Source organism: Burkholderia sp. BCC0398, from assembly GCF_902833245.1.
Taxonomy (GTDB): Bacteria; Pseudomonadota; Gammaproteobacteria; order Burkholderiales; family Burkholderiaceae; genus Burkholderia; species Burkholderia sola.
The window spans coordinates 1-422 of record NZ_CADFEM010000055.1; the positions used below are offsets into that span (position 1 = coordinate 1).

Below are 422 nucleotides of genomic sequence, written 5' to 3' on the forward strand. Positions count from 1 at the left end.
GCGTCGTCCACCATGTCGCACTTGTTCAGGAACACGATGATGTACGGAACGCCAACCTGACGCGCCAGCAGGATGTGCTCACGCGTTTGCGGCATCGGGCCGTCTGCTGCCGAGCAAACCAGGATCGCGCCGTCCATCTGCGCTGCGCCCGTGATCATGTTCTTCACATAGTCAGCGTGGCCCGGGCAGTCGACGTGTGCGTAGTGGCGGTTAGCCGTTTCGTACTCGACGTGTGCCGTGTTGATCGTGATGCCGCGCGCCTTTTCTTCCGGTGCCGCGTCGATCTGGTCGTACGCCTTCGCTTCGCCGCCGAACTTCTTCGTCAGAACCGTCGTGATCGCTGCCGTCAGCGTCGTCTTGCCGTGGTCAACGTGACCAATCGTACCAACGTTCACGTGCGGCTTGGTCCGCTCAAATTTACC

At 60.9% G+C, this 422-nt stretch carries 1 protein-coding gene; it reads right to left on the bottom strand.

The window, feature by feature from the left end; genetic code table 11:
- A partial coding sequence (locus HWX76_RS36475) for a GTP-binding protein (RefSeq protein ID WP_176017117.1) occupies positions 1 to 422 on the bottom strand: 422 nt, incomplete at both ends.